Genomic DNA, 22,481 nt, shown 5'->3' with positions numbered 1-22,481 from the left:
TCATGAGTCAAGCAAAGTTGTTCTTTAAACCATTTTCAAATACAGCACGGTCAGCAGTGTCATCGGAGCACCTTAAGCCGACGTCGTCAGGCACGCCAGGCAGCAAAACCCAGGGCACGTCCCATGAACCGAGAACCACGAACAGCAACGGCAACGAGATCCAGCCCAAAACCCTGAGGGGTCACGCCGCCCTGCAGGACAAACCGCAGGCTTTCCCCAGCAACGCGCTGGGCGCCATGTTCGAGCGTTTGCTGCAAGACAACGATCCACAGCTACAGAAAAAAACCGACTACATCGACTGGGCATTGCAGCAATACAACGACTCTGCAATCCAACGGCTCGCCTCCAAAGCAGGGGTGACTGAGGCTGAAGTGTCGGGTCTTCCCGATTCGTTCACGAATGCGGTGGATCATGCAATCAGTTGCGAAGCCCGGGATCTGCGCCAGAACCTCAAGACACGGCCCATGCGCAGCCTGGTTCTGACCCGTGCCCCTGATTCATCGGTCGCAAGGATTAACAGCAAGATCAGGGAAAACTGGCCGTCTGCCGTGCCGACGCTGGGCCAGCACGCCAGCAAAAATGAAAACGCAAACGAAAAACGGCCAGAAAAACTAAAGGCGCTCAACGGCGCCATTCAATTCATCCTGCAAGACCATGCACGCAATTCGGATGGTGCCAGCCTCACGGACTTCACGGGCCCGCTTTGCTTTGCCAACCAACCGCTCCACACGTATTGCCCCCGCCAGGAGCAGGAATCCATTTCCGAGCAACTGGAACGGGCATTTTTAAAATTCGCGGATCACGATGCGGGCATCGCGTTACAGCTGGCCACTTGCGTATCGCATACGGGTGGCATACACATCGTGGACTTGCTGAATGACATCGGCGCTCATCCGTGGGCTCAATGGGGCAAACAGGCCTTTGCCGGGGTCGCCAAAGAAAGCCTTCAGACCCGTGCCTTTAATCTGGCCCACGAGGCGCAAACCGGATACTGCGTCGAGCACACCATGAAGTTCACCGATATCTGGTCCAACGGCGACGGTGTTCTGCTCGAACCCGAGCTGAGTTTTCTGGAGCTGGATTATCGGTACATCGTGGACCTGAACGGGGTACTGTCATTCGACCCGGCGATCACGCTCAAAACCGCGGCCATCCCGCTTGAGACGGAAGCCGTCGTCGAAAAGCAGTCGCTTGACCTGATCGGCAAGATCACTGCACTTTTCTCACCGGTGAGCGAGCTTCCCTTGTTTGACCCGCAGCGTGACGGTTTTGCCACGCACAACGACTGGCAGACGTTCTCGACGCTCATCACTTTGCTCGACGGCCATGCCGACGCCCCATCCATTTGCGAGAAACTGCTTGCCCTGAACGATCGCTTAGCACCTGTCACGCCAGGCTATGGCAGCGAGCCCATCCCCGCAAGCACCCTGCGCACCCTACCGATACCGCACCTGATTCAGGCACTGAGAACATGGTATTTGCAGCAGCCACGCGGTCAGACACAAACGGCGCTAGCCAATGAAATCGGGCACCTGATCGGCATACTGGAAAAACGGCACTTCACGGCCGCGGGCATTTCCCGCCTGAAAAACCTCCATACAGCCCTTATCCCGCAACCATTAACCAGCCAGGCCTGAGATAACGGACCAGCGGACCAGCGGATCAGCGTCCCAGCCGGAAAGCCTCACGCAGCAATGGAACTGATTGCCCCGTCCTGTTACTCAGACGAGGTAACGGCCCTTCAACCCTGCTACTGCTCAAGGCTTACACATCATGGACGTTTTAAAGTTAATCGAACAAATCGGCGCGGTCATTGGCTTGCCGCAACTCAAGCTGGATGCGCGCGGCCTCGCGCGGGTGCGGATTGAAGGCTCGCCCGACCTGAATCTCGAAGCCGATAACGAGGTCAATTGCCTGCACCTCTACAGCACGATCGGCACGATTCCCGAAACCCTGACGCTCGACCTGTGCGAGAAACTGCTGACCGCCAATACCTTCGGCAGCAAGACCGGCGGGGCCAGCCTCGCGCTCGACAAGCTGGGCGGCGAAATCATTCTGTGTCATCGCATCGAAAGCGACGATATGAAAGCCGAAACGGTTCAGGCAACCCTGGAGCGTTTTGTCGCGGCCGCCGAATACTGGGTCAAGGAACTCAGCGGCACGGGCGATACCCCCGCCGCCGAAGCCCCCCGCGATGAAAAAGCGAAGCAGTTAATGCGTGACAACTTCGCCATGCTCAACAACCGGATCTGATCTGCGCTTACCACGCTTTGCGCAGCGTTAGCTCGTTGCGATTGTCGAACCTGCGGTAGCTCACGTGATCGACCGTATGACGCACCAGCCACAACCCAAGACCTCCCGCATGACGCTGTTCCAGCGGCACGCACAGGTTGGGCTGTGGCGCTTGCGTCGGATCGAAGTACGGGCCGTCATCGTCCAGCACCAGCTCGACTGCGCAATCATCGCGCCATGCACTCACCCTGAACTGCCGCTCACCATCGCGGCCATACGCATGCGACAAAATGTTGGCCAGCAGCTCGTCGACGGCGAGCCCCAGCGCGAGCGCCACGGTATCGGGCACGCCAGCGCCCTCCATCCATTGGTTGAAAGCGTCCATGCACTGGCTCACGGCATGCGGTTCGGCACAAATGCAGCATTGAAATTCAGGAAAGCTCATGGAGAGGATGCACCTGGTGTTGTGTCGGCTAGTTACGCAAATCAGTCAGCGCTGGCGCCAACTAACGCCAGTTTATGAAGCAACGCGTCAATCTGCCAGTTTCCTTTTAAGTTTCATGCGTGCCGCAACACGCCGCCGGGGTCCCGCACTGCTAGTCGAGGCCATTTGGCCATGGTGCGCGACATTGCTCGCGTGCATCGTTTTGACGAGCATCGCCTACGCCGCGATCGAGCGCAGCATGCGCCGTGAACAAGCCATCGAGCAAACCGGCGCGCCTGTCTGGGAGTTGCGCGACCAGTTCGAAACCGCGCTCGCGCGAGGCATGCCGCTCGAAGCGCTGCCAAACGGCGATGCGTTAATCCAGGCCAACCTCGTGCGGCATCCGATGCTGACTTCGGTCGATGTCTTCACGCCACTAGGCCGCACCGTGTTCAGCACCGATGCCAGCACCATCGGCTCGCTGGTGCCGGCGAACTGGCAAGCGGTGTTTCAGCACTGGCGCGTGCACATCACACCGCGCTGGCTGGCGCGCAAGGACGGCTACACCACCTATGGCGTGCCCCTACTCGATCATCGCGCGATGCTGGCAGGCTATATCAGCATCACCTACCGCACCCCCGCCGCCCCGCCGTTCGACATGCCCCTGGTCAGCCTGAAGGGTGCGCTGACCAGCCTCACCTGTACCCTGCTGGCATGCTTCCTGTTTGCCGTGACGTACCGCCCCGTCAACCGTTTCGTGCTCAGTCAGACCACACGCATCGCCCGCGCCCAGGAGCGTAGCGCGGCGGCGCTCATCCCCCACGCGGCCGCCTCTGCCGAACCTGCTGAAGCGGCCGGCACAGCGTCAGCCGAGGTCCGCTCCACGCCCCTCGATGAAGCCCTGGCCCGGCTGCGCGCCAGCGAAGCGCGCATCGCAGCAGCCGAGCGCTTTCTCTCAAACCGGGGCAGCCGCGATGAACAAGCCTGATCGCCCCACGTTCAAGCATCTGCTCTGGCTCACATGGGGTGTTTCGTTCGTGCTGATTGTCTGGTGCAGCATGCAGGCCTTGTGGAAAATGCACCATATCCGCCACGAAGCCGCGAGCATGCATGCGGGGACCTACGCGGCGCGCCTTGCGCGCCAGTTCGACAACATGGGTTTCACCGCACTCGATACCCCGGCCGGGCTGGCTCAGGTCAACGCGATCTTCCACCGGCGCATGGAACGCTTCCCCGATATCGACGAACTCGTATTGCACGACCGCACAGGCAACCAGCCGCTGATGCGCAGCCTGCGCAACAGCGCGCAGGCGGTGCCTGACAGCAGTGTCGTTTTCACGCTGCCGCTTGCTAACACGGGGCATGAGCCGTTCTGGATCAGCGTGCGCGTTTCCGACCGCCTGCGTCTCAACGACTGGCTGCAAATCACGTTGATCGCACTGTGCCTGCTCAGCGCAACCTCGCTGCTGATGGTCGAAGCGCTGTATTTTTCGCTGGAGCGCGGGCCATGGCAGCGCGAGCGCACCATGCGGCGTCTGATCGTGAGCGCCTGTCACGGGCAATTCAACCGGCTCTGGAAAAGCACGCGCCGCAACGATGCCGATCTGCGGCCGCAAATGCTGACCGGCATGATGCTCACGCTGATCGACCGTTACGAACGCGTCGTGCGCCTGGCGCAATCGCAGGCGCGCACCGAAACCTCCTCCGAGCGGCAGCAGATGCTGCGGGCGCTGCCCGATCTCGTGCGCGCTGACGACACCTTCGACACGCCGCAGCGCATCGCTCGCGTCAGCGCGAGTGTCGCCTGCTATCACCGTTTTTCGGCGGTGCTGCATGCCGCGCTCTGGTCGGGCACGGCCTTCGCCTTGCTGCAACCGACGCCCCTTGCACTCGGCGCGCTGGGGTTCGGCGTGGTGCTCGGCGCGTTGGGGCGGTTTCGTCTTGGCACCCTCTATGCATTGCTGCTGGCTGCGCTGCTGCTGACCTTGCTCGGGATCACCGCCGCTTCGCCACCGCCCTTGCCCCAGATCTTGCTGGGCATGGCCGCCACGCTCGGCGCGCGGGTCGCGCTGGCGCTCGATCAGCGCAATCCGCTGAGCCAGCGGCACGAACGGCTTTCGGTCTGCCGTGGCGTGGCGCTGGGAGCGCTCGTGATTGGCCCGGTGTTTGGCGTGTTCGCCGCGACGCTGCTGCATGCCAACGACAGGGTGGTGCTGCTCTGGCTGCTACTCGCCATCGCGCTCGTACTCATGCTGCATGCGGCATTGCCGGTGGCGGCCTATGTGCCGCTACCGATGCGCCGCGTGCGCCGCACTGAACTGCTGAGCGTGCTGCTAGTGGGGCTCGGCACTGGTTTGATCCTGCAAACGGTGTACTACCAGTTCAGCAGCGCGGATCGCATCGCGGTGCGTGACGCCGCCATCGCCGTGCTGTTTTTTTGCACCTGGCTGGGGCTATATCAGACCCGTCGGCTCTCGCTTTATCACGTCCTCGCGCTCGCGTTGCTGACGCTGCTGTGGTCCACTACACAGCATCCGATACCGCCCTTGACCGCGCTCGCGTTGTGGCTAGGCATGCGCGGCCGCAGTTGCCTGTACCGCCGCCCCGGCACGCCCTTCCTGCTACTGCTGTGTCTCGACTGGCTGTGCACCAGCGCAGCGCTGCTCTGGCCTGCGCTGCTGCATCTGGGCACGCCACCGGCCGCCCTCATGATCAAGCGTGACCTGTTCGAGCTGATCGCACTCAGCGCGGGCGTGCTGCTGCTGTGCGCCGGCTGGCTCCATACCCGTCTGGCTGGACGCCCGCATGCTCTCGCGTAACCGTTTTTTCATCTCCACCATCGCCTTGCTGGCGGCGATCGGCTGCATCTGCGGCTGGTTTCTGACTAAAAGCCAGCAGATTTACACCGGCGCCTCGCAGCAAGTCGCGGTGCAGTCGATCAACTGGATCTGGCAGACCGCGCAGCACAACAGCCTCGCGCAACTCGATTTGCAAGCCGGGCGGCTCGACGCTTATCCAGGACTGCCCGAGGCCCTCGCCAACGGCCAGGTGCAAATACTCGAGCGTGCCGCACATGCGGCGACGCGCGGCTTGAGCTCGCAGGCCTGGCTTGAACTCTACGATCATGACGGCACCCTGCTCTATGCCAACCACCATGGCACCGAGACCCAGCCGCTCCTGAGCAGCATGCTGCACACCGCGCTCAAACTGCATCCCGAGCGCAGTATCGGCGGCGTCGTGCCCTGGCAAAACCAGCGTTACATGTGGGTTTATGCCATCGCGCTGGGCAGCAGCCCGGTGTCGGGCTATGCCGTGTTCGGTCTCGACATGGAAGACACGCTGGCGCAAATCGCCACCACCACGGGCTCCGAAGTTTTTCTCGTCAACCTGCGTGGCACCGAGGTCATGCGCAGTGGCAACCGCACGCTGACACTGCCGCCGCAACGCGTGCCGCAAGGCGCGGGCAGTGTCGCGCTCGATACGCTTGAAGGCCAGCGCTACGAAGTGATCTCCGTGCCGATCACCAGCCCCACCGGCCATCTGGCGGGCGCGCTGATCGCCGCGCGGGCGCTGCCCGCCGGGCTCACGCCCGCCGAGCATCATTTCCTGATTTCGCTCGGTGCGATTGGTCTGGCCATCTTCGCGGGGATCCTGTGCGTCGGAGTGTTGCTGAACCGGCTGTCGGGCGCGGCGGAACGCATCGTCGACGCCACGCAACGCCTGGCGCGGCTCGATACCGGGCCGCGCCTCGACCCCGAAGACGAGGAGTTGCCTGGCGTGCTGGGCCAACTGGCGCGTCACACCGGCGCGATCCGCACCTCGCTGATCCAGTTCGAACTCGTGCAGGACGAGCAACGTTTTGCCTGGCAGCGTCAGGAAGCCGTGATCCGCGAACAGCTTGAAGTGCTCTCCGAGCGCCTCGGCGCGGGCGAACGCGATGCGATCCTGCAAGAGCTGCAGCACGTTGGCAGCATTCCCGCTGGCAACCAGCTACTCGCGCTCTCGGGCACGCTCAGCCGCCTCACGCACCTCATCGCCGGACAGCAAAAACGCCTGCTGGCGTTGCTCGAAGAAGTCGAGCGTTCTGTCGAAACCCGCGCCGCGCTCGCCAGCTTGCAGCGCGAACTGGCCATTGCGCACGATCTGCAACAGGCCATCCTGCCGCGCTCGCAACCGGCAACCCAAGCCGTCAACATCGAAGCCAGCATGGTGCCCGCACGGGAGATCGGCGGCGATTTCTATGCCTATACGCTGCTCGACGAGCATCATCTGGCGATTGATCTGGGAGATGTGTCAGGCAAAGGCGTGCCCGCCGCGCTTTTCATGACCTTGGTGCGCACCCTGCTGCGTCATGGCAGCGGCCTGCAAATGGAGCCCGCCGAACAGATCGAATGGCTCAACACGCTGCTGGCCAGTGACAACTCGCAGACCATGTTCGTCACGCTGTTCCATGGCGTGCTGGATTTGCGCAGTGGCACCCTGACCTACGTCAACTGCGGCCATCCGCCGCCGCTCCTGTGCCGCCCAGGCCATCTGCCCGAGCCCCTGCCGCTGCAACCCAACCCAGCGCTCGGCATCATCATGCAGCGGCGCTTTCTGGCCGCCGAGGTCGTACTCGCGCCCGGCGACACACTGTTTATGTATACCGACGGCGTCACCGAAGCGAGCGACGTAAGCCAGACACTGTTTGGCGAAACACGCCTCATCGACACGCTGGACGCGGCGCTCGCCACGGGGAGCCGCGCCCTGCCCGCCCAGGTGATCGCCGCGGTGCGGGCGTTCGAACAAGGCCAGGCCCCCTCCGACGATATCGCCTGCATCAGCCTCACGTATCGCGGGCCCGAAGCAAGGCCAACGGCCTGAAAGCGCCGGACAAGCGCCGGACATATCCCCTGGGCCCGGCCGTGTGTCACCGGTACCGGTACCGGTACCGGCATCGGCATCGGCCCCCCTCCACGTGCGGCCAACCCCTCCCAGCCGCCGCGAAACATGCGCCAACGCTCGCTTAAGGCTCGCCCAGCAAGGGCGGACAAAAAAATGGAACTAACTTCCGGGCACTGTTACTCAAGGTGCGTCTACGGCTTGTTTTGCGTCCGGATCCACGATTCACCCGGGCTACCGTTTTTCACTCTTTCGCACGGAGCGTCCACCTTTTTTGTGGATGACAGATTCCATGACAGCCATTGGCAACATTTCCGGCAAATACGCCCTCAAGCAGCCGACTCAGTTGCAAAACAGCAAAGCCGTCTCGCAAGACGAGGAGCTCACGCTCAAACTTGTTGAAATGCCTGTGTCGCATTTGCCCAGACCACTGTCGAAAACCAGCAAAACCAGCAAGACCAACAACGTCAGCATCTCGCTTGGCTCGAGTAGCAGCGAGCCGCCCATGACCAGCACAGACATGGGCGGCATCATCAGCATCCTGCGCGGCGGCGCGAAGCGGCGTGGCAACGCGCGCGACACAGCTCAACCCGAGCGCCATGACGAAGATGAAACCTCCAGCACACAAGCCGACCTCGACTGGTTCGCTGACCTGTGCCGCGCCAGTGCCGGCACAACAGCCAGACTGGACCAGGCTGCCAGCGACTTGCTTGAGCAGGGAGAGCAGCGCTTTGGCGATCCGGTCGCGCTGTATTACGCGCTGTGGCTGGCCAAGGATTCGGCGCAGCCCAACGCCGTACTGCAGAAAGCCATTGCGCAGCAGGAAGCCAACCACGGCAATCTCATCGAGATTGATACGGCGACCTATCTGGGAATCAAGGACGTCCACGAGGAAGCGAAAACACGGGTCAGTCATCACCAGGCTGCGGGCCTGATCGATGCCGTGAGCAGCTATGTGCTGGACAAACCTGACCTGTATAGCACGCTGAAAGCCATCGTCGCGCTGTTCCCGGGCAAATCCCTCTCCACGGCACTGGATATGGTCGGCAAGGGGCTGCATCGTGCCATCAGCAGAAAGTCCGGCATGTCCGATTCGCGCATGGATATCGAACTGTTCAATCTGGTGCGGGACCACCGCATCGTGCAAAACGTCGTCACGCTACGCGAGAGCGCCATTCCGCTGCTCAAGAAGTTTCCCCCCACCTCGTTGTCTGCCTCGACCCGTTAGCAAGGAAATCGGCTAGATGGAATACAACAGCGACGATGACGACCCGCGCCTCGAACTGATGCTCGAGGAATTACTGCGCCACGTCAGCAGCGCCCAGGTCACCGCCGTCCACTTCGAGGACCTGGCGACGCGGCTCGGCATCACCGATCTGGAGCGGCGCTCGGCGTTTCTCAGCGCTCTTGTGACACTGGTGAAAAGTATTCCGCCCAGCGCCTTCACGGACAAGCAGCGCAGCTCCAATATCCTCGCCATCCTGACCGCTTCCACGCGCGCCGCCGACCTGGCCGATTCGGTCGAGGAAGGTGCGCCAGAGCCCGTTCTGATCAAGCCGCCGGTCACGGGTCACTCACGCACGGTTCTGGGCGCCGCGGCGCCCGCAGCTGGCCGCAAACCCCATGGCACATGAGCCCGACATGCTAGAAGAGATCATCGACCAGTACGGCAAGCGGCTGGGCCTGTCCGGCTGGCCTTGTTCACCCGATCATGTCGCCCAGCTGGTGCTGGATGATGAGCGCCATCTCACGGTCGAGCGCATCGGCAGCGATGTGCTGGTGTACGCCAGCGCGCCGCTGATGGAATCCTCCAGTGAACACCTCGAAACGCTGCTCGGCGAAAACTGGCTCAACGAAACCGCGTTGCTGCCGACCACCGCCACGGGGATCGTACCCGGCGATACCGGCCCGCTGCTGGTCGTGGCCATGCGCCACGCGATCCGCGATTTCGACGAAACCATCCTGCACGATTCCAGCCAGGCACTGCTGGCCCGGCTTGCCAACCTGTAGGGCGTGCGATGCCAATCCAGCGAAAAATCACGGTTCATATTCCGCACACGGTGCCTAGCGCACCGTCGGCCAAATCGCAGTTCATCTACGGCATCGAGGAGATCGTGGATGGCATCGAGCAAGAGCTGGAGCTGCCCGATGCCTCGCTGCTGATCGCCGACGAAACTCCTAACGGCTCGCGGCTCGACTGGCTGTTCCAGATGCCCAGCCTGCGCGATCAGGTGGGGCGCGACTTGCAACCCGAGCGGCGGCTGCTGATGGTGACCACGCGCCACGCCCTCGACATGAACCTGCAACGCCTGCGCCTGCATCTGCGCCGCTTGCGTCACGTGTATCCCGAACATACGGCCCTGCTCGATGAGGCGGAAGCGATCCTGCAAGACTTCAACGCCTCGAAGAACCTGCTTCACATGTACATGAACTCACTGCTTCAGGGATAACACCGTTGACCGATCTCTCCCACGTAAAGGGCAGCCACGTCGCAAGCGCCGCTAATGCCGATGCGGATACCCATGACCTGCTGGCAACCCTGGGTTACATGTACTGGCGTCACGGACGCTCACAGGAAGCGCGCGTGCTGTTCGACACGCTACACCTGTGCGGCGATAGCAGTGCCACGACCGCGGCATTACGCGCGCTGATGCGCATCGACACTAACGCCCCCGAAGAAGCCGAAGCCATCATCAACCAGATCAGCGAAGAAGACGCGCAACTGATGCCGATCCTGCTGCTGCTGCGCTCCGAAATTCTTTCCGAGCTGGACCAGCCGGAGGCCGCCGCCGAAGCGATGCAGCGCTTTTTGCAAGCCCGCATGCAACAGGCCGCACTGGATGCGGCAACGTCCGCCGATGGCGTCACCGCCGAAAACGCCGCAGCCAGCGACGAACTCACACCATGAACCGCCCGATGAATACCCTTCGCACCCAGCTCCAGCGCCTGATTCTCGCCTCCGTTAGCCGAGGCGACCTGATGCTGGCAGCGGGCGTGCTCGGCATCATTTTCATCATGATCTTGCCGTTGCCGACCTTCGTCGTGGACGTGCTGATCGCCTTCAACATGAGCGTGGCCGTGACCTTGCTGCTGGTCGCGCTGTATCTGCCCTCGCCGCTGCATTTCGCCTCGTTTCCATCGGTGCTGCTGGTCACCACGCTGTTTCGTCTCGGCATCAGCATCGCCACCACACGGCTGATCCTGTTGCAAGCGGACGCGGGGCACATTGTCTACACCTTCGGTAACTTCGTGGTGGGCGGCAATCTGGTGGTCGGGCTAGTGGTGTTCCTGATTCTCACGATCGTGCAGTTCGTGGTGATCACCAAGGGCGCGGAGCGGGTAGCTGAAGTGGCCGCGCGCTTTTCACTGGATGCGATGCCGGGCAAGCAGATGTCGATTGACGGCGACTTGCGCGCAGGCTCGATCGACATGGAAGAAGCCCGCCGCCGCCGCTCGCTGGTAGAAAAGGAAAGCCAGCTTTACGGCGCGATGGACGGCGCGATGAAGTTCGTCAAGGGCGATGCCATTGCCGGGCTCATCATCGTCGCGGTCAACCTGATCGGCGGGCTCATCATCGGCACGATGCAAAACGGCCTGTCCGCGAGCGAGGCCATGAGCACGTACTCGGTGCTCACCATCGGCGACGGCCTGATCGCGCAAATTCCCGCGCTCTTTATCGCCATCAGCGCCGGGATGATCGTCACCCGCGTCTCGACCGATACGCAAAAGGGCAGCAACGTCGGCCAGGATATTTCGGCGCAGGTCCTCGCGCGTCCCCGCGCGCTGCTGATCGCCGCGGCGGCCATGCTGACGATGGCGGTGATTCCCGGCATGCCGAGCATGATCTTCGTGATCCTGAGCGTGCTGCTGGCGGCCGTGGGTTATGCGCTGTCGCAAGCCACGCCTGAGCAGATCAGCAGCCGCGCGGGCTCGACCTTTGGCGAGAGTGGCGGCACCCCTGCGGCCAGCGGCGACTCCGCCTCGCACAAGGCGCCGATGGAATACGCCACCGCCGTGCCGGTGATGCTCGACGTGCATGCCGGGCTCAAATCGTCGTTCGGCGTGCAAGCCTTGAATGACGAACTGATCGCCGTGCGTCAGGCGCTCTATAACGATCTCGGCGTGCCCTTCCCCGGCATTCAGTTGCGCTTTAACCCGGAGCTGGAGCCGGGCCGCTACGCCATCCTGCTCAACGAAGTTCCCGTCGCCTCGGGCCACGTGCGCCCGGACAGCCTGCTGGTCCGCGAAAGCACGCGCAATCTCGATGCCTTAGGCGTGGCGCACGAAACCGAGCGCACGTTCTTGCCTGGCATCCCAACAGTGTGGGTTTCGGGCAAGCTGGAGCGTCTGCTCGGCGATGCGGGAATCGGCTTTTTCACGCCCACCAAGATTTTTTCGTATCACCTGGCCGCGGTGCTCAAGCGCTATAGCGCTGATTTCATCGGGATTCAGGAAACCAAATCGCTGCTGTCCGGGCTCGAAACGCGCTTTGGCGAACTCATCAAGGAAGCCACGCGGATTTTACCGGCGCAGAAAATCGCTGAAATTTTGCAGCGGCTGGTCTCGGAAGGCGTGTCGATCCGCAATTTGCGCACCATTCTCGAAGCGCTGATCGAATGGGGGCAAAAGGAAAAGGATTCGGTGCTGCTGACGGAGTACGTGCGCTCCGCGCTCAAACGCCAGATCAGCTACCGCCATAGCAGCAACCAGAACGTGTTGAGCGCCTACATGCTGACGCCCGATGTCGAGGAAACCGTGCGCGACGCCGTGCGGCAAACCTCGGCGGGCAGCTATCTGGCACTCGACCCGGATGTGTCGAAGCAGTTGCTGCAAAACATTATCGAAATGGTGGGCGATGTGACTCAATCGTCGCTGCGGCCCGTGCTGCTGACCTCGATGGATATCCGCCGCTATTTGCGCAAGATGATCGAAGCAGATTTGTATGAACTCGCGGTGCTGTCGTACCAGGAGCTCGCCACTGAAATAAACATCCAGCCGCTGGGCCGTATCGGCCTTTAACGTAACGGATGGGGGGCTGGACATCGTCCAGCAGGAAATACATGCAAGTGACTACAACAACACAGCGCGATGTTTGCGCCAACGCAAAGCGGCGAGGCAACCTGCTACCTGCCCCGCTGCGACAACACTTATTGCGCCACCAGCGCCGCCTCGACCGATGCGGCGGTTTCGAACAGGATCAGGAAACCGCAGGTTTCGAACACCTGCTGCACCAGCCCATGCAAGCCGACCAGCACCATCCGGCCATGCATCGCGTGCAACTGCTTGCCCGCGATCAGGATGGAGCGCAGGCCCGCCGAACTGATGTAGGTCAGCGCCGAGAAATCGATGATGAGCTGCCTGATGTCTGGGTGGATCGCCTCGCTCAGCGTCTTGCCAAAGCTTTCGGACACACTGCTGTCCAGCCTGCCTGTCAACGCCACAATCAGGGCGTCTCCACGTTGATCGATCGTCGTGCTGAGTGTCTTGCCTTGTGCCATGAGTTCCTCCTGACATCCCCGTATGCATTATGAGTAGCGACGATACCTCATATCGCCCGTCAGATGAACTCTATATTGTCTCTGGCGTTCATGGCGGAACCCGCGTGCCTTTGCCGCTGGCCGAAAACGAACTGTTATCGCTCGGCCAGGATGATGACAACGATATCGCGCTAGCTGACGAGGGCATCGCCCCGAACCATGTGCAGATCCGTCACGAAGACGGCGTCTGGCAATTGCTCTTGCTCGCCCCCGGCCGCAATGAGCAGGGCGAGGCGCTCGAAACCGATGAATGGCATCCCATGCCGCAGGCGTTTCAGGTCGGCGACGTGTGGCTAAGCGTGCTGCCCGAGAACAGCCCGATGCCCGATCCAGCTACGTGGCTTGCCACCGGACAGCGTGAGCATGAAGCCGCGCACAAACGCGGCAACGATGACGGCGCGGATGGCGCGGATGGCACGGATCACGGCAGCGAAGAGGCCGGCCGCGAGCGCCACGACGATGACGACGATGACGACGATGAGGATGAAGACCAGCGTCATACGCCAGGCCATACAACGTGGCGTGCGAGCGACACTCATCACGATGCGCCCGGTGACGATGACGATGATGAAGACGCTCAGCGCCCGCCAGCGGCGAAACTCGCGCGTCATCGCCGCACCTCGGTGCTAGCCCTCGTCGCGCTCGGCGTCTGCGCCTTGCTGCCACGCGCGCTAGGGCCCGGGCATCTGTTTCACCTCAATGGCAGCAGCAACCACACGGCAACGACAACGGCAACGGCCAAGGCCACGGGCAAAACCCTGGCCCCCGCCACCGCCCAGGTTCAGGCGCATGCGCCACGCGCCGCGTCGGCCAGTGCCGTGCCGCTCAATCCGCAACTTGTCGCCATTCTGGCCTTGCCGCGCTGGTCCGGCCTGCGAGCAACGCGCCGTGCCGACGGGGTCGAACTGGTGTCGGGCTCGCTGCCCGATCGCGCCAGCTATGACGCGCTCGCCGCGCAACTCTCGCGGGTCGTGCCGCGTCCGGCACTCAATGTGCTCACGGGCGAGGACGTGCGCGACATCGTGCGCAGCACGCTTGACGACTACGCGCCCACGCTCAACGTCGATCTCGACAACAAGCGCCACGTCACGCTGAGCGGCGCGGCCATGACGCCGCAGCAAGTCGACATGGTGCTGGGCCGCTTGCGTCACGCCTTGCCTGACTACACCATCAACGCCGGACAGATCGACTTTCCCACGGACGTGGTGCGGCGCACGCGCGCCGACCTCGCCGCGGCGGGGCTCAAGCAGGCCGAAGTGCAATGGGATGGCCAGCGGATCATGGTGAGCGGCGATTTCAACGCGGAGCAGGAAAATGCGCTCGATGGCGCGCTGCATGTGCTCGATGAGCGTTATCGCAGCCGTATTCCGTTCACCGCGCACATCGCACATGCTGGCGATCCAGGCAGTGGCACCACGGAAGCCTCCGACAATTCGCTGCCCTTCACGATCCGCTCGGTGGTAGGCGGCCTCAACCCCTATCTGATGATTGCCGACGGCACGATCATTTCCCCTGGCGGCACTTACCGCGGCTGGCATCTCAAGGCAATCGAGGCCGATCGCATTCTCTTTGATTCTCCACGTCTTCTGATGGTGCAACGATGACAACCAGGCTACCGCTTACTCCCCAGCAGCCCGCTCCCATGACCGACCTCGAGGCCGAACTGCAAGGCCCCCAGGGCGAGCAGCGAGCCCAGGCCCTGCTCGCGCAGCTCAAGACGATCGCCGAGCGTATCGACCACGAGTTGCGCCAGAAATCGACTCCCGAGCGCTTCCGGGAGCTAATGGCCGTCAAGCAGGCGCTGAGCGCATCCAGCACCGTCATTTCCACCCTGAGCCGCATAACACATTGATTGATGCCCAGCCGGCCCCGCATTCACGGAGATCCACGCGATGACAACCTACAACTCGCCTAATTCACTGAGTATCGACAACTTCGCCACGGTCGTGGGCAACTCCGTCGAGAACAGCGAAACCGATTTGCAGACTTCGATCAATGCGCTCGGCAAAACGCCGACGCAAGAAAGCCTGCTGCTGCTGCAACAAAAAATGCAAACGTGGTCGATGCTGGTATCGCTGCAGGCGACGGTGATCAAGGAAATTGGCGACACACTTAAAGGCATCATCCAGAAATCGGCCTGATGCCAGGCGAGGCTCGATGACAAAACGGTTTGGCATGCACCACGTCACGCCTAGCCGTTTTAAACGCTGGCGTTTTAAAACGGTTGGCCGGATCGAGGCAGCCGTCTTTAAAGATTTCGTCAGACCGGCGCGGGCGGAGTCTTACTCGCCAGCAACCGGTCGATCCAGCCACGCAGCGCATCGACTTCGACAGGCTTGTGCAGCAATGGAATTTCCCGCTCGGCAGCTTGCGTGAGGCGCGAGGGATCGGTGTCGCCGCTGACCAGCAGCACCGGAATGTCGGGGTCGTTGTATTCCTCGCGCACCCGGTCAATCACCTGGATGCCGGTCTCGTGATCGCGCAGCCGGTAATCGCTGACAATCAACGCCGGTTTGTCACGCATATGGGCCACCTTGTCGAGCAGGCTGTTGCCGCTCGCGGCCGCCACCACCCGGTAACCCCACCCTTCCAGCAGCAAACTCAGGCCTTCGCGGTTTTGCGCGTCGTCGTCCACCACCAGAATCAGTTGCCCCGCATGCCGTTTCGTTTCGGCCAGCTCAGCCGCGCTGGCCTCGTGCAACGCGGCGGCGGCGGGCCATTGCAACGCCTCCGGTGCCGCACGCGCCACGCTCAGCATGAACACCGTGCCACGCCCTTCAGTGGAACGCAGTGTCAACGTATGACCGAGCAGCGCGGCGGTACGGCGCACGATCGCCAGCCCCAAACCCAAACCTTTGCCCCGGTCGCGCTCCGGGTTTCGCAACTGGTGAAACTCAAGGAAGATCCGCTCGTGCTCGCGTGCCGGAATGCCCGGGCCGGTATCCCAGACCTGAATCTCAAGCCGCTCGCCACGGATGCGGCAGCCGAGCAGCACCCGCCCGCGCACGGTATGCACGATCGCGTTGCTCACCAGGTTGCGCAAGATGCGATCGAGCAGCATCGGGTCCGAACGCACCACCGCATGGCTGGGCCGCACATGCAGCGACAAACCCTTTTGCTGCGCCTGCGGCGTGTATTCGGAACGGATCTGGTCAAGCAGTCCATCCAGCGCGAACGCTTCGATCCGTGGGTTAATCACACCGGCATCGAGACGCGAAATATTCAGGAGCGCATCGAACAGATGCCCCATGGCCGAAGTCGCGCGCGTAATGTTCTCGACCAGATAGCGGCTGCGGCTGGAGAGTTTTTCGAGCGCCAGCAAGCCTAAAAAAAGACTCATCGCGTGCACCGGCTGACGCAAATCATGGCTGGCGGCCGCGAGAAAACGGGATTTTTCGAGGTCGCTGCGTTCGGCGGCGTCTTTTTCCAGCCGCACCTGATCGAGCAGCGCGAGATTCTCGAAGCCCAGCCGCAAGGCATCGAGATGCGTTTTGTTCATGCGGTGAATAAAGGCCAGCGTGGCCACCAGATAAGCGCTGCCAGCGATCACCAGCGAAAAGTTGAGCGCGGAAGGCTGCACGGCCAAGGCCAGGAACGGCGGCGCGAAGGCAGGCACTTCAAACGCGTACACCACCGGCAACACCATGTAATTCGAATAAATGGCCCCGGTGCCGAGGCCAAACAGCACAACGATAAAAAACAGCTGGTATTCGAGCGGAACGAAAAACGTCCAGTACGCAAACGGAAACCCCCAGAGCGCACCGGACAGCAGATTGCCGAACATCATCTGTCGCAGCCAGCGCAATGACGCACTGGGCTCATGCCGTGTGCGGTCGTAATACAGCATCGCCAGACAACGTGCGAGCGCGAGGCAAAGCATCAACACCAGCCAGCCCATGACTTGCGGCAACGCCACGACGTCGCGCATCACCGCCGCCACACCGCACGCGGAGAGCACCGAGCCGGTTAGCGCAAACGGAAAACTGCGACGTAACGAAGAAACCTGCACAGCCGCGATCCGCTCACTGTAAACGGACGGCTGTGCAGGCCGATCAGGAAAAAACCGGATCACAACGTGGCCTATTTAGAAGCCCATGCAGCAAAACGTTGTTCCAGTTCGTCCCCGTGGTCGGTCCAGAATTCACCATCCTGGCGCACGGCGTTCTTGATGTTTTGCGGCGAGTTGGGCAACAGCGCCAGGGTCTTGGCGTCGAGTTTGGCAATGCCGCCATTGTTGACCGGACCATAACCGATGCGTTTGGCGAAATCCGCCGTGGCGCCCGGTGACGTGGCATAGGCAATGTACTTGTAGGCGGCGGCCAGGTTCGGCGTGCCCTTGACGATGGCCCAGTAGTCGAGATCGTAGATGCTGCCATTCCAGGCGACCTGCAGGTTCTTGCCATCCTTGCGCGCGGCGTTGATCCGGCCATTGAAGGCCGACGTCATCACCACGTCACCCGCCACGAGGAACTGCGGCGCCTGCGCACCGGCTTCCCACCACTGGATGTAAGGCTTGAGTTCGGTCAGCTTCCTGAAGGCGCGATCAACACCCGCCGGCGTGGCCAGCACGCTGTATACGTCTTTAGGCGCAACGCCATCGGCCATCAGCGCAAACTCAAGATTGCCGCGCGCCATCTTGCGCAGGCCGCGCTTGCCAGGAATCTTCTTCACGTCCCAGAAGTCTTTCCAGCCTGTCGGCGCGGTTTTCAGCGCATCGGCGTTGTAGGCTAGCGCGGTCGACCAGACAAAGGCCCCCACGCCGCATTCGTCGATCGAGCCTGGAATGTAATCGGCGCGTTTGCCAATCTTCGAGAAATCCAGCTTTTCGTACAGCCCTTCGCTACAGCCGCGCCCCAGATCGCCCGATTCCACATCGACCACATCCCACGAGATGTGTTTGGCTTCGACCATCGCCTTGACCTTGGCCTGCGAGCCGTCGTATTCGACCACCGAAACCTTGGTGCCCGACGCCTTCTCGAAGGGTTGGACAAATGCCGCGCGCTGCGCATCGCCATTCGCGCCGCCGAAGTTAACGACAGTCAGGCTTTGCGCTTGCGCCGCGCCTGCAATCATCATCAGACCGGTGACCGGCCATACGATGCTCTTCATCATGAGTCTCTCCTCGCACCTTCAGTACTTCAGTATTGGACTGCTTCGGTACTGCTCCTGTTTTACTGCTCCTGTTTTTATGCCTGCTTGCCCTGTACCCCGTGCCACGCGCGGCATGTCGCGGCGACACGAGCGCCACACACGCCACACACGCCACGAACGCCACGGCTGTTACGCGTGAGCGCTCACCGCCAACGTCAGCGCGCCATCGAGCGCATCCAGCAAAAGGTCAGCATGTTCTCCTGAAAACGGTAGCGGCGGGCGAATTTTCAATACATTTCCTTGCACACCGGTGGCCGAAATCAGCACGCCCGCCTCGCGCATGCCATTGACCACGCGCGCGGCAAGCTGCGCGACGGGCTGTGACGCATCCTCGGGGGCCTTCAGCTCGACCCCGGCGAAAAGCCCCGTGCCCCGTACTTCGGCAATCAGCGGGTGACGCCCTGCCAGCCAGCGCAAGCCCGCGTGCAGATGCTCGCCGACGTAAAGCGCGTTCTCACCGAGCTTTTCTTCCTCGAGTACATCCAGCACGGCCGAGGCGGCCGCGCACGACACCGGATTGCCCCCGAAGGTATTGAAGTAACGCACCGCCGCGCCAAACGACGCGATGATCTCCGCGCGCAATGCCACGCCCGCCACCGGATGACCGTTGCCCATCGGCTTGCCCATGGTCACGATGTCGGGCACCACGCCATGGCGCTCGAAACCCCACATCCGCTCACCCAGACGCCAGAAGCCCGCTTGCACCTCATCGGCGATCAGCACGCCACCGGCGCGACGGATCGCTTCGGCCGCGCCCGCAAGCGCGTCGCACGGATGCGAGCGCACGCCATCGCTGGAAAAAACCGTATCGACCAATAGCGCCGCCGGACGCACGCCATGCGCTTGCAGGTCGTCGATCGCCGCTTGCACGTGCCCGGCGAAACTGAGCGCGCCACCCGTGCCCGGCGCGGGCACGGTGCGTACCATCGGGCCCAGCGCCATGCCCAGCGATGGCGAGACTTCCGCCACCGCCGCCGTCACGCCGTGATACGCGCATTCGGTCACGATCACCCCCGTGCCGCCGGTAAAGGCACGCGCGGCACGCAGCGCCAGATCGTTGGCTTCGCTGCCCGTGCAAGTCAGCATCAGCTGATAACCGGCCGCCGGTAACAGCGCCAGCAAACGCTCCGCGTAATCGAGAATGCCGGTATGCAGATAACGCGTGTGCGTGTTGAGTTGCGCGGCCTGGCGCGCGATCGCCTCGACCACGCGCGGATGACAATGGCCTACCGCCGCCACATTGTTATAGGCATCGAGGTAACGCCGCCCTTCGTCGTCGTAAAGCCAGACGCCCTCGCCGCGCACCGGATGCAACGGGCGCTCATAAAACAGACGGTAAGCCGGCCCGAGCAGATGCGCGCGGCGCGCCAGTAAACTGGCCGCCGTTTCAGCCGCCGCCGCGGCCACCCGGATCTCGCGCGCTTCAATGACGGACATCGCAAACCTCCGTAACACAACAGGTATGAAGATAATCGCGCGCTTCATCGCGCGACAGTGTCAGAAGCCGGTGCAGCCCACGCCAGGCCAGCGCGTTGTTGCGCAAGATGTATGTGCTGTTTTCCGGCATGTGCTGGGCCCGCCATTCGGTGATCGCCACGGTCATCACCAGCCGCGCGGCGATCAGGTCGAACAGCACGTCGATCTCCGCCGCTTCGAGCGGCAGCACCGCGTGATAGCCCCGCACCATGTCAGCGACATGCTGCAGCGGATTGCCTTCGATACTGATGTGGTACGAACACGCCACGGCCAGGTCCTGGATCAGCGGGGCGTAGATGATATCGCCGAAATCGAGAATGCCGGACACCGTTTCTTGCCTCGCGGTATCCACCAGCACGTTGTGGCCATTCATATCGTTATGGATCACCTGAGCGCGCAAGGCAGGCAGCACGGGGTTGGTGTAGCACTCGAAATTGCGCACGAAGCCCTCCGCCATGCTGCGCCGCTCGTCGCCCTCAAGCCGCTCGACTAGCCGTGTCAAGGCCTGCATGCGCTTGACGTCCCACAACAACGGATAATTGGCCGCCGGATGAAAAAAGCCGCGCAACGCAAGGTCAAGCTGTGCCAGACTCATGCCCAGATTGCGGCGTAAAAGCGGGGTAGCCACAATACGATGCAGAGGTTCGCCTTGCAGATACGAAAAGAGTCGCACCACGCGCTGGTCATCCACACCAATTTCCACGACAGGCTCGTAGCTGCCATTGAGCCCCGGATACAGCATCGAAACCGGCAACCCCGGATCGACGCGCGCCACATGACGAAACGCTTCGGTCTGAAAGTTGACGACGTCTTGCGGCTCGCTGGGATGGGTGATTTTCAGCAGGTATTCGTGGCCGTCGGCAGTCTTCAGATGAAAGTTCTGGTCACGCTCGCCGGTCAGCAGTGTGACGTCTCCTGCCAGACCGAATACCGATACGGCAATATCGCGTGCGGCGCTGGCCGACACCTGGCCCGCTGGATTGAGCAGCGAAGCCTGCAAGGTCAGCGGATAAAGATCCGACATAGCACTCCCAATGCGTGATGAACGTGAGGAACGTGAGGAACGTAAAGAACGTGATAAACGTGATGAAAATATTTTTATCTGCCCCCCGGCAAGCGAATCGGGAACTTGCGGGAACTTGCCGGGGAAGATTTCCCAGCCATCGTAGCGACAATGGCGCGGCACGATAGGGCCAATTTCCACGTCTGATTGAGACCACCTCCCACAGAAGACCCCATGGAAGCGATTCTCCTCAGCGATCTGATCTTGCCGCAGCTCACCCCTGACAGCGGCGAATCGCTACAAAACCAGATTGCGCAGTGCATTCAGCGTTGCGTCCTCGATGGCTTGCTCAAGGTGGGGCACCGCATGCCCTCCACCCGGGCGCTGGCCAGCCAGCTCAAGGTGTCGCGCATCACCGTGCTGCGCGTGTACGAACGTTTGACTAGCGAAGGCTATTTGAGCGCGAGCGTCGGCAGCGGCACCTATGTCGCCGATACCTTCGCCCAGCGTGGGCCGCGTGAGCGCGTGGCGCCTGCGGCCACGGGCATTTCGCGGCGTGGCGCGCAAATCGTCTCCAGCACGCAAGGGCTGGTGCAACTGGAAGGCGCCTTCGTGCCCGGTGTCGCGGATATCTCGCAGTTTCCGTTTCATGTCTGGCAGCGCCTGCAAAACCGCTATCTGCGCAAGGAATTCAACATGCTGACCGGCTATGGCGCAGGCGGAGGCTATATGCCGCTGCGACGGGCGCTGGCCAGCTATCTGCGCATCTCGCGCGGGGTTCAGTGCGAACCTGAGCAGGTCATCATCACAGCGGGCACGCATCAATCGCTCGACTTATGCGCACGCATGCTGACCGATCACGGCGACACGGCCGCCACCGAGGATCCCTGCCACTGGGGCATTCCCACCGTGATGCGCGCGGCCGGTTTGAACCTGCTGACCTGCAAGCTCGATAGCGAAGGCGTGGTGCTCGATGAAGCCGCCCTCGCCGCCACGCCGAAGCTACTGGTCACCACCCCTTCACATCAATATCCGTCGGGCGCGGTGATGTCATTGCAGCGGCGCACCGAACTCCTGCACCTCGCGCACGAACGTGACTTCTGGATTCTCGAGGACGACTACGACAGCGAGTTTCACTACGACGAGCGGCCCTTGCCGTCGCTGCAAGGCCTCGATACCCATGGCCGGGTGCTGTACATGGGCACCTTCAGCAAGGTGCTGTATCCGGGCTTGCGGATGTCATATGTGGTGGTGCCGCCCGCGCTGGCCGAGGCTTTCGCCACCAGCCTCGCGCAACTCTTTCGCCCAGGGCAGATCACCACGCACGCGGCGATGACGGACTTCATCACCTCAGGGCATTTCTCCACTCACGTGCGCACGATGCGCGGCGTGTATGCCGAACGGCGGGCGGCGCTGCTCGATTCGTTCGCGCGGCATCTGGAAGGCGCCGCGGTGCTTTCGGGCGGCCGCGCCGGGTTGCATCTGCAATGTCATTTCGACCCGGCGCTCGACGTCCCGGCGCTGGTTGCCGCAGGCGCCGCCGTCAAGCTTTCGCTGCGCGAACTGCAGTACTACCAGATCGAGCCCGGCCAGCCGAACGGGCTAGTGCTTGGCTACGGTGGCGTGCCGACCTCACAGATCGACGAGAAAGTCGCGCTGCTGGCGCAATGCCATCAGCAGTTGCACCGATGAAAAAGTGACAAAGCCCGGGCGCAAGAGACGTTCCGTTCAGGACCGGTTCGAGGCCCGAGCTGAAAGCCCCCGCGCAGGGTTGACC

21 protein-coding genes are annotated in these 22,481 nt (G+C 62.2%); 15 read left to right on the top strand and 6 right to left on the bottom strand.

The window, feature by feature from the left end; all coding sequences use genetic code 11:
- Positions 1-56 precede the first annotated feature (56 nt).
- Both GH657_RS06770 and GH657_RS06765 read left to right on the top strand, forming a co-directional pair.
- A complete protein-coding gene (locus tag GH657_RS06770) occupies positions 57-1,637 on the top strand; it encodes a hypothetical protein (RefSeq protein WP_153099995.1) in 1,581 nt (526 codons plus the stop codon).
- Between the two features lie 136 nt (positions 1,638-1,773).
- Entirely contained in the window at positions 1,774-2,253 is a 480-nt protein-coding gene (locus GH657_RS06765; RefSeq protein WP_153099994.1) for a type III secretion system chaperone, read from the top strand.
- A 7-nt stretch (positions 2,254-2,260) separates the two neighbouring features.
- Here GH657_RS06765 and GH657_RS06760 read toward each other — a convergent pair whose 3' ends face one another.
- Positions 2,261-2,677: an ATP-binding protein gene (locus tag GH657_RS06760; RefSeq protein ID WP_153099993.1), complete on the bottom strand. Its 417-nt coding sequence runs from the start codon at positions 2,675-2,677 to the stop codon at positions 2,261-2,263.
- 202 nt (positions 2,678-2,879) lie between these two features.
- Between GH657_RS06760 and GH657_RS06755 the strand changes: the two genes are divergently transcribed.
- From GH657_RS06755 to sctV, 9 genes are all read left to right on the top strand, one after another.
- Entirely contained in the window at positions 2,880-3,644 is a 765-nt protein-coding gene (locus GH657_RS06755) for a hypothetical protein (protein ID WP_220094835.1), read from the top strand.
- Positions 3,631-5,475: a hypothetical protein gene (locus GH657_RS06750; protein WP_153099991.1), complete on the top strand. Its 1,845-nt coding sequence runs from the start codon at positions 3,631-3,633 to the stop codon at positions 5,473-5,475. The genes GH657_RS06755 and GH657_RS06750 overlap by 14 nt, the downstream gene beginning before the upstream one ends.
- Positions 5,462-7,519: a PP2C family protein-serine/threonine phosphatase gene (locus GH657_RS06745; protein WP_153099990.1), complete on the top strand. Its 2,058-nt coding sequence runs from the start codon at positions 5,462-5,464 to the stop codon at positions 7,517-7,519. The genes GH657_RS06750 and GH657_RS06745 overlap by 14 nt, the downstream gene beginning before the upstream one ends.
- A gap of 310 nt (positions 7,520-7,829) precedes the next feature.
- Positions 7,830-8,765 carry a hypothetical protein gene (locus tag GH657_RS06740; RefSeq protein WP_153099989.1) on the top strand — a complete coding sequence of 312 codons (936 nt, stop codon included), beginning with the start codon at positions 7,830-7,832 and terminating at the stop codon, positions 8,763-8,765.
- A 16-nt stretch (positions 8,766-8,781) separates the two neighbouring features.
- Entirely contained in the window at positions 8,782-9,171 is a 390-nt protein-coding gene (locus tag GH657_RS06735) for a TyeA family type III secretion system gatekeeper subunit (protein WP_153099988.1), read from the top strand.
- A gap of 7 nt (positions 9,172-9,178) precedes the next feature.
- Entirely contained in the window at positions 9,179-9,547 is a 369-nt protein-coding gene (locus GH657_RS06730; protein ID WP_153099987.1) for a hypothetical protein, read from the top strand.
- 8 nt (positions 9,548-9,555) lie between these two features.
- On the top strand, positions 9,556-9,987 hold the full coding sequence (sctX, locus tag GH657_RS06725) for a type III secretion apparatus assembly protein SctX (RefSeq protein ID WP_153099986.1): 432 nt from the start codon (positions 9,556-9,558) through the stop codon (positions 9,985-9,987).
- 5 nt (positions 9,988-9,992) lie between these two features.
- A complete protein-coding gene (locus tag GH657_RS06720; protein WP_153099985.1) occupies positions 9,993-10,445 on the top strand; it encodes a hypothetical protein in 453 nt (150 codons plus the stop codon).
- Positions 10,442-12,556 carry a type III secretion system export apparatus subunit SctV gene (gene sctV, locus GH657_RS06715; RefSeq protein ID WP_425495730.1) on the top strand — a complete coding sequence of 705 codons (2,115 nt, stop codon included), beginning with the start codon at positions 10,442-10,444 and terminating at the stop codon, positions 12,554-12,556. Before GH657_RS06720 ends, sctV begins: the two co-directional genes overlap by 4 nt.
- Positions 12,557-12,684: 128 nt before the next feature.
- On the opposite strand, the gene GH657_RS06710 is transcribed toward sctV, so the two are convergent.
- Positions 12,685-13,035: an STAS domain-containing protein gene (locus GH657_RS06710; protein ID WP_153099983.1), complete on the bottom strand. Its 351-nt coding sequence runs from the start codon at positions 13,033-13,035 to the stop codon at positions 12,685-12,687.
- Between the two features lie 29 nt (positions 13,036-13,064).
- On the opposite strand from GH657_RS06710, the gene sctD reads away from it, so the two are divergent.
- From sctD to GH657_RS06695, 3 genes are read left to right on the top strand one after another with little or no spacing between them, the layout of a single operon-like run.
- Positions 13,065-14,678 (top strand): type III secretion system inner membrane ring subunit SctD, encoded by a 1,614-nt coding sequence (gene sctD, locus GH657_RS06705; RefSeq protein ID WP_153099982.1) that lies wholly within the window; start codon positions 13,065-13,067, stop codon positions 14,676-14,678.
- A 38-nt stretch (positions 14,679-14,716) separates the two neighbouring features.
- Positions 14,717-14,926, top strand: a complete 210-nt coding sequence (locus tag GH657_RS06700) for an EscE/YscE/SsaE family type III secretion system needle protein co-chaperone (protein WP_174769890.1) — start codon at positions 14,717-14,719, stop codon at positions 14,924-14,926.
- Positions 14,927-14,966: 40 nt separating this feature from the next.
- Positions 14,967-15,215, top strand: a complete 249-nt coding sequence (locus GH657_RS06695) for an EscF/YscF/HrpA family type III secretion system needle major subunit (protein WP_153099980.1) — start codon at positions 14,967-14,969, stop codon at positions 15,213-15,215.
- A gap of 119 nt (positions 15,216-15,334) precedes the next feature.
- Here the strand turns inward: GH657_RS06695 and GH657_RS06690 are convergent, their stop codons facing one another.
- The 4 genes from GH657_RS06690 to GH657_RS06675 form a co-directional block, all read right to left on the bottom strand.
- The gene (locus GH657_RS06690; protein ID WP_246174018.1) at positions 15,335-17,083 is read right to left on the bottom strand and encodes an ATP-binding response regulator; all 1,749 of its coding nucleotides are present in this window, start codon (positions 17,081-17,083) and stop codon (positions 15,335-15,337) included.
- Between the two features lie 71 nt (positions 17,084-17,154).
- On the bottom strand, positions 17,155-18,183 hold the full coding sequence (locus tag GH657_RS06685; RefSeq protein WP_425495751.1) for an ABC transporter substrate-binding protein: 1,029 nt from the start codon (positions 18,181-18,183) through the stop codon (positions 17,155-17,157).
- Positions 18,184-18,354: 171 nt separating this feature from the next.
- Positions 18,355-19,662 (bottom strand): aspartate aminotransferase family protein, encoded by a 1,308-nt coding sequence (locus GH657_RS06680; RefSeq protein WP_153099977.1) that lies wholly within the window; start codon positions 19,660-19,662, stop codon positions 18,355-18,357.
- Complete coding sequence (locus GH657_RS06675) at positions 19,649-20,725, bottom strand: phosphotransferase (RefSeq protein WP_153099976.1); 1,077 nt, start codon at positions 20,723-20,725, stop codon at positions 19,649-19,651. The genes GH657_RS06680 and GH657_RS06675 overlap by 14 nt, the downstream gene beginning before the upstream one ends.
- Before the next feature lie 213 nt (positions 20,726-20,938).
- Here GH657_RS06675 and pdxR point away from each other — a divergent pair, with 213 nt between their 5' ends.
- A complete protein-coding gene (gene pdxR / locus GH657_RS06670) occupies positions 20,939-22,396 on the top strand; it encodes a MocR-like pyridoxine biosynthesis transcription factor PdxR (RefSeq protein ID WP_153099975.1) in 1,458 nt (485 codons plus the stop codon).
- The last annotated feature ends 85 nt before the right edge of the window (positions 22,397-22,481 follow it).

The sequence above is a fragment of the Paraburkholderia hayleyella genome (genome assembly GCF_009455685.1).
Taxonomy (GTDB): Bacteria; Pseudomonadota; Gammaproteobacteria; order Burkholderiales; family Burkholderiaceae; genus Paraburkholderia; species Paraburkholderia hayleyella.
This window is presented reverse-complemented; position numbering and strand designations above follow the sequence as displayed.

What these genes read in the sequence shown, in the direction of transcription:
- GH657_RS06765 (WP_153099994.1), top strand. Translation starts at nt 1,774, where the DNA reads ATGGACGTTTTAAAGTTAATCGAACAAATCGGCGCGGTCATTGGCTTG.
- GH657_RS06760 (WP_153099993.1), bottom strand. Translation starts at nt 2,677, where the DNA reads ATGAGCTTTCCTGAATTTCAATGCTGCATTTGTGCCGAACCGCATGCC.
- GH657_RS06750 (WP_153099991.1), top strand. Translation starts at nt 3,631, where the DNA reads ATGAACAAGCCTGATCGCCCCACGTTCAAGCATCTGCTCTGGCTCACA.
- GH657_RS06745 (WP_153099990.1), top strand. Translation starts at nt 5,462, where the DNA reads ATGCTCTCGCGTAACCGTTTTTTCATCTCCACCATCGCCTTGCTGGCG.
- GH657_RS06740 (WP_153099989.1), top strand. Translation starts at nt 7,830, where the DNA reads ATGACAGCCATTGGCAACATTTCCGGCAAATACGCCCTCAAGCAGCCG.
- GH657_RS06735 (WP_153099988.1), top strand. Translation starts at nt 8,782, where the DNA reads ATGGAATACAACAGCGACGATGACGACCCGCGCCTCGAACTGATGCTC.
- GH657_RS06730 (WP_153099987.1), top strand. Translation starts at nt 9,179, where the DNA reads ATGCTAGAAGAGATCATCGACCAGTACGGCAAGCGGCTGGGCCTGTCC.
- sctX (WP_153099986.1), top strand. Translation starts at nt 9,556, where the DNA reads ATGCCAATCCAGCGAAAAATCACGGTTCATATTCCGCACACGGTGCCT.
- sctV (WP_425495730.1), top strand. Translation starts at nt 10,442, where the DNA reads ATGAACCGCCCGATGAATACCCTTCGCACCCAGCTCCAGCGCCTGATT.
- GH657_RS06710 (WP_153099983.1), bottom strand. Translation starts at nt 13,035, where the DNA reads ATGGCACAAGGCAAGACACTCAGCACGACGATCGATCAACGTGGAGAC.
- sctD (WP_153099982.1), top strand. Translation starts at nt 13,065, where the DNA reads ATGAGTAGCGACGATACCTCATATCGCCCGTCAGATGAACTCTATATT.
- GH657_RS06700 (WP_174769890.1), top strand. Translation starts at nt 14,717, where the DNA reads ATGACCGACCTCGAGGCCGAACTGCAAGGCCCCCAGGGCGAGCAGCGA.
- GH657_RS06695 (WP_153099980.1), top strand. Translation starts at nt 14,967, where the DNA reads ATGACAACCTACAACTCGCCTAATTCACTGAGTATCGACAACTTCGCC.
- GH657_RS06685 (WP_425495751.1), bottom strand. Translation starts at nt 18,183, where the DNA reads ATGAAGAGCATCGTATGGCCGGTCACCGGTCTGATGATGATTGCAGGC.
- GH657_RS06680 (WP_153099977.1), bottom strand. Translation starts at nt 19,662, where the DNA reads ATGTCCGTCATTGAAGCGCGCGAGATCCGGGTGGCCGCGGCGGCGGCT.
- GH657_RS06675 (WP_153099976.1), bottom strand. Translation starts at nt 20,725, where the DNA reads ATGTCGGATCTTTATCCGCTGACCTTGCAGGCTTCGCTGCTCAATCCA.
- pdxR (WP_153099975.1), top strand. Translation starts at nt 20,939, where the DNA reads ATGGAAGCGATTCTCCTCAGCGATCTGATCTTGCCGCAGCTCACCCCT.